The following is a 6,000-nucleotide window of genomic DNA, read 5'->3' on the forward strand; positions in this document are numbered from 1 at the left end:
TTCGCACAATTTTATGTTGATGCAAGCAGCGTCTTGTTTAATAAAAACAGTAAAAACAAATTGGGAATAGAGCGTAGCTTTTTTGTTTGAAAAAAGCTACACTCTATTCCCCACTCCCATTTTCCCTATTTCTCTCTCCCCATTCCCATTTCTCAGCCGTCTATTCCACCAATTATTTTGATATTTGAGGAGTTGAAAATGCTTCGCATAGCAGCAGCCCCACCTGCTTGAGTAAAGCTTTGTTACCATCAGGGCATCCCGACTGAATCAAACATTTAGGACAGCCAGAACTGCAAGAACAACTGCGGGCTAACTCAGCAGCCGCATGAGCTAATTGAGGGAGAGAACGAAAAATAGCTTCCGAGGTTCCCGAACCTCCTTCTGCTAAATCGTAAAAGAGTCCTGCATAGTCATTTGCACCTCTCTTCTCTACCAGAAAATTCACATCATTAGGTGAAGCCAAAATAGTCAGAGGTAAAGCCGCTAAAATTTGATGGCCGAAACTGTGAATAGCCAACAAATTCGCGGGGTACTCCCACAACTGCTGATATCCGGGAGGAATCGGCTGTTGAGATTGAAGCAATTCCTGGCGAGTAGCTGTTACTACGTGTTGCAGGTAACATTCAACCGGGGAATTCAAACTAATTTGCAGTACAGGAGTCGCAAATTTAATTTCGTAAGGTTGCTCAAAGTTTACCTCATTAAGAACCGATGTTAGCTCAGCCGAGCGAGTTCTCTTGCCACAAACAGGACAGGCAGTACATTTTGATAAAGGCTCTCTGTAATTGACGCACTTTCTATTGAGACAAGTTAACTCGTAATTGCGAGTCAATAATTGATAACCAGTGACGAGTTGGCTAATTTCTCCCCAAGCAAGAAACAGAATAGCTTGAGCTGGAATTGCATTACTATCCGTTGAATTGGTTTGAACATTTCCTTCAACTTCTGGAATAATCAACGGGATTTGTTGAGGCAAACTCAAATTCTGCTTGAGGCTGATATCAGTGTGGCTAATCGCTACAGTAAACAGTCGAGTTTCAGGGATGTTTTGCAAAATAGCTTTGCCATTCAAGAGTGAGCGCGAAGTATAAGTCACCAAACAGCCGTCTGAGTTTTGCGTGCGGTAAATAGCACCAGGAAATACCTCTCGATAAGCAATCTCCGCACTGAGGACTTCAATCTCTTCTTGAGTATCCGCATCCACCAGTTGTATCGTGCTAGCACCCGTTCCCCCTCGAAAGTTTACATCTTTATGCGGAAAGCCTTTAGCCCATAATTTATCCCGGCTTCTGTGAAGAACACCTTGCTCAATTAAAGCCGTTGCAATTATATGAGCGCTCTTGCCAAAGTAGTGCTTGAGCTTATTGGCCCGAATGCCTGTTTCGACAGCCGCGCACATCAAATGTTTGGCAATATCTATGGGATAATTGGCATTAAAGCTCACCAATTCAGATTCGGCCGACAGCAACAATTCAGGGCGCTCGGCAAAATAGTTATCCAAAGGTGATTGTGCAATGGGAATGAAAACAATTAAACCGGAGTTTGCGCGACCAGCCCGGCCAGCCCTCTGCCTGAAAGCTTGCAAGCTTCCCGGCCATCCCCTAATAATAGCAAAATCAAGTTGAGGCAAATCAATACCCGCTTCGAGAGCGCTAGTGCTGAGGATACACTTAACTGTTCCTGACTGCAAAGAGTTAATAATTTCCATGCGGCGCTCGCTTGTTAAGCTGCCGTAGAAAATTGCTACTTGCGACTCAATTCCCGAGTTATTTTGAGTTACAGCTTCTTGCTTAAAAGTTGCCCACAAGTTCTTAATTGCTTGTCTGCCGTTACCGAAGCAAATTCCGCTTTGCCCTTGCTGCAACAAAAACATAATGATACGAGCCACATCGGAATTAGCATCATGAGTCGGTTTAGTAACAATTAATTGCCGTTCTGGGACAGCAGCTCCGCTAGAGTTAATCCAAACTAACCGCTCGGGTTTATTGATATTTCGCTTTCGACTTCTACCAGATAGTAACTTGGCTAATTTAACGGGATTGCCAGCGGTAGCACTCAACATCAGGAATTGCAGTTTTTGAGAACAACCCCCGCGCTCGTCTACTGCCAATTTTAAGCGGCGAATTAAGCTAGCCATGTTAGCTCCGTAAACTCCGTTAAAAGTGTGAGCTTCATCTAGGACAATATAGCGGAGGCGACTTAAAAAATGCTGCCAAGGCTGACTCCAGTGAACGCCTTTCAGCGCATAGTGAATTAACTCTGGTGTGGCGCTGATTATGCTGGGATTTGCAGCTAATAATTGTTCTCGGGTTTGGGGAGGAGTATCTCCAGTTAGAAGGGCAAGGCGCGGGCGCGCAGGCTCAGGAATCAGTTGGAGCAAATCGGCAAGTTTTTGACTTTGGTCGGCTGTTAAAGCTTTCAAGCCATAAATAGAGAGTGCAGTAACTTGATGTTGGAGAATGCCCTCTAAAATAGGCAAGTACGCACTTAAAGATTTGCCAGAAGCTGTTGCTGTGCTGAGGATGACATCTTTGCCCTGGCGCACGGCTTTGAGTGTTTTAATTTGGTGCGAATAAAGCTGTTGAATGCCTTGGCTGTGCAAAGCAGAAATTATTGAAGGCGGCAAGTCTTGAGGAATTTTGTAGAGCTTAGGAGTTGTAGCAGTCGCGATTGTCTGATAAATAACCTCTTCGCCTAAAAACTCACACAAATCGGCTGTTGCAGTTGGCTGCAAATGGCTTGCTTCTGGGAAGTTATTTTGGTGAAAATCATGTCTTGCTATTAGTTGGGAAAGAAGGTTGATATAATTGGGAGGCATTGGTCACTCTAAGAATGAATCTTTTCTCTCTTACTACCGATAGGTAGGAAAAAGAACGAGAGAAGAAAATCCCAAAAAACCAACTGGGAGTCGGACTGAATTTGGTGGCAATTATGGGTTTGGGTTCAGGAACTAGGGAAACGGTAGGTCTCTGGCTCACTGCGCGATCGCACCGTATACTTCCCCTATGCCAATGACCACGATCTTCCGTGGATTAGCACTGATGATATCGGCGATGAGGCAGCAAAATATCTACTCGACCATCGTTGGCCAGGTAAGTGGACTTGTAATTTGATGGAACCAGAAAATTTAACGCTCTTGGAAATAACTGCTGTCCTTTCACAATTGCTCGATTGCCCGATAGAATAGGTGCAAGTGGCAATTGAATCGCTCCAGTAGCGCTTTGCATTGATGGGAGCAACTATTACTGTCCCAAAAGAGTTAGGCGACCTGTTCCTTGCCCTTGGAGATCATAACGTAATTTATGTATCGGTACAAACGCTCGAAGCAATTACATCAACTACGTTTGAGCATTTTACAAAAAACAACCTACTTCCCAAAAAGTCCTGACAGCTATCAGTAAAATCTTAGATAAATAGAGAAAATTTTTGCCGTTCTTAAAATGCTAAAAGTTCAAAAATTGCCCGGCTCCAAGCGTGAGCGTGATTAGTTAAACTCCATCTATATTGTCCCGTGCCAAATAGTTATTATGGACTGGAAAACAATACTTTCTTTTATCATTGGTGCAACACTTTTAACTCTGTTGAGCGGTTGGCTGATGGCCGCCAACCTCCTGCAGATTCAAACTCAGATAGCCTACAGCGAAGCGGAACTGGGTTTTGTGAAGATTTGGATACAAATTGCGATCGTGATTGGCTTACTGTTGCCTGTAATTGCATTTTTGGTGTGGATACATAACCCCAACATGCGGACTATTTTCGGAGGCTATTTGTTAGTTATGGTAATTCAAATTGTCACCGAGCAAATTTGCAGTCGCATTTTTTCTCCGAGTCTGTTACTCATTATTGGCACTATTTACACCACATTTAGAATTTGGCAACTAACTGTGGCAAAGCAAAAGTTTTTAACCGTGAACCCTCAAAATGGTAACGTTAACTTTTATATCGCGTATTGCTTACTGTGGCTCATGCTGGTGTTTTGGTCAGCAAACTTAATCTTCCTTCTAGTAGTTGGCTGGTTGAGGATTTTATAGCTCGTTGTATAACAACAAGTAAGTTGATTTGTTTTCAAAATTCCCAAAAAATCGATTTGGACATTTTTTAGTGCCAAACTTAGGGGAGGCCGCAGTAGTTGTTATGGATAATCTACTCGCTCACAAGTTGGAGACTATTGAACCATTAATTTAAGCTGCAACGCTGATTCGGTCTATTTCCTAAGCCTCTTTGTCACCCCCCAGCCGTAAATCTTGTTAGCACTTTTTAAATCTGGGAGATTAGTTAGCAGATACCAAGGTTCCTCTTCTTGTTTACCTTTATATTTCCTTGGGCAAGAAGTAACCAAGTTAAAGCGAGAGAAACCTTTGTTTTGAGTTAAATTAATTAGGGGATAGAAGAGATGAATGCCTGGTTTAACTAGAATGCTGCTTAGTGCTTGAAATGGCTGTCTTTTTTATGGAAAAGTCGTATTACCTTTTTGACGGAGTACAAAGCTGAGATGCTGACGGTGCAACCCGAAGTGCTAACTCTATGCTATGAAACTCCCGATCGCCCATTATCACTAATTTATATTTCTTTAACAATCGAATAACCGGACGTAGTACCTGTTGTTGTTCGGCTAAATTAGAAGCCCCTTGTTTATCTAACAGTGTCCAGAATATGGGGAAAGTCCTTTTTTGATAAATTGCACTTACCATTAAAACATTATACTCTTTCCACTGTGTTCTATCCAATGCAATAATTAATTGAGTTCCCGCTTTGATTTGACGAGATATGACTTCTCTAATAATCGGGAACCTGCGTCACAAGTATGCTGAGCGCTTTAATTGATAAAAAACGTTGTATGTGACGACGGCGACTGTTTTGTAAAATGGTTAATGGCAGAGTTGCAGCTAATCGTTCTATTCTGACTTGACGCATGAGATTGTAACAACTTGTGCGAGCATTGGAAGAGTCAATAACTGTTGTGGGTTGAGATATTTTTCGAGGAGACTGTGATATAATGAGGGTAACATATTATAACTTTGGTCTTGTGGTATTAGCGAGGCCTTTCCTTTTTATCACAACTAGGCGCTTTTTCCTGTATAAAGATTATTTTGTCAATAAGCTTTATTTTATGACGTGGGTTTGAAGCGCGAAAACATTAGCCTGTAATGGTTTTGGGGCGATTGTCGCCGCCTGAAGACCAGCAGTCTAACACTGCGTTGGAGCGGACAGCCAACAGAGCTTGGTGCTAAGTTTGAGGCTGTCTGCTGCTGCTCAACTATACCGTTAGACCACTAAGTTACTAGACTGGCCCTTCTAGAAGATAGCTATAGTAATGCAGACTGAAAATAACCAATAAAAACCCGGTTTCTTGAAGAAACCAGGTTTTTATCTATTCGATCGCCCTCAACCAAATCTACAATTACTACAAGGTAGAAGTGCCACTTAAATCGCTACTTGTTGGTAGCTGAATGGGACTAGGATTCGCATTAAGTAAGAGGTCAGATTCATTACCAGAAGGATTAGCAGTAGGAGCGATCGCACTACCAACACTCGTCGCTTGCAAAGGAATAATTGGCTGATTTTGAGCGTTGGTTAGAGATGTTAACAAGCTGTTAGAGTCGTAGATGAGAATGTCATCATCGATGCCACTAAAGCTATTCAGGGTTGAAATTGAACCGCCATTTAGCAAGATGTCATCGGTGGTAGATGTGGCAGCCGTTGGTATTGACATAGCTGGATTAGTAGCTGTTGTCAACAGTGGCTGGCTGGCACTTTCTAGAGTGGTAATTGTACTGTTTGACTGGCTAATTGGTTCAGTAATCGTACTGTTTGACTGAGTAATTGGTTCAGTAGTCGTGCTGTTTGGCTGACTAATTGGCTCAGTAGTCGTGCTTGATGGACTAGTGCTAGAACCGCTGTCGATCGCACTTAGAACATCGTCACTATCAACAGGTTCGCCGGTTAAAAGATCGATATCCGAGGGAGTATTGAAAACTCCAGGCAGCGGGGCTCCGGGGG

3 protein-coding genes are annotated in these 6,000 nt (G+C 42.8%); 1 reads left to right on the top strand and 2 read right to left on the bottom strand.

Annotated elements, in window-relative coordinates; genetic code table 11:
• Window positions 1–172 precede the first annotated feature (172 nt).
• Window positions 173–2,818, bottom strand: a complete 2,646-nt coding sequence (locus QUA43_RS17070) for a DEAD/DEAH box helicase (RefSeq protein ID WP_333375397.1) — start codon at window positions 2,816–2,818, stop codon at window positions 173–175.
• A 709-nt stretch (window positions 2,819–3,527) separates the two neighbouring features.
• Here QUA43_RS17070 and QUA43_RS17075 point away from each other — a divergent pair.
• Window positions 3,528–4,031: a DUF7733 domain-containing protein gene (locus QUA43_RS17075; protein WP_333375398.1), complete on the top strand. Its 504-nt coding sequence runs from the start codon at window positions 3,528–3,530 to the stop codon at window positions 4,029–4,031.
• 1,373 nt (window positions 4,032–5,404) lie between these two features.
• Here the strand turns inward: QUA43_RS17075 and QUA43_RS17080 are convergent.
• The coding region (locus tag QUA43_RS17080) for a hypothetical protein (protein WP_333375399.1) at window positions 5,405–6,000 on the bottom strand (596 nt) is incomplete at its 5' end.

The sequence above is a fragment of the Microcoleus sp. N9_B4 genome, from assembly GCF_036701635.1.
In the GTDB taxonomy this organism is placed as follows: Bacteria; Cyanobacteriota; Cyanobacteriia; order Cyanobacteriales; family Microcoleaceae; genus Microcoleus.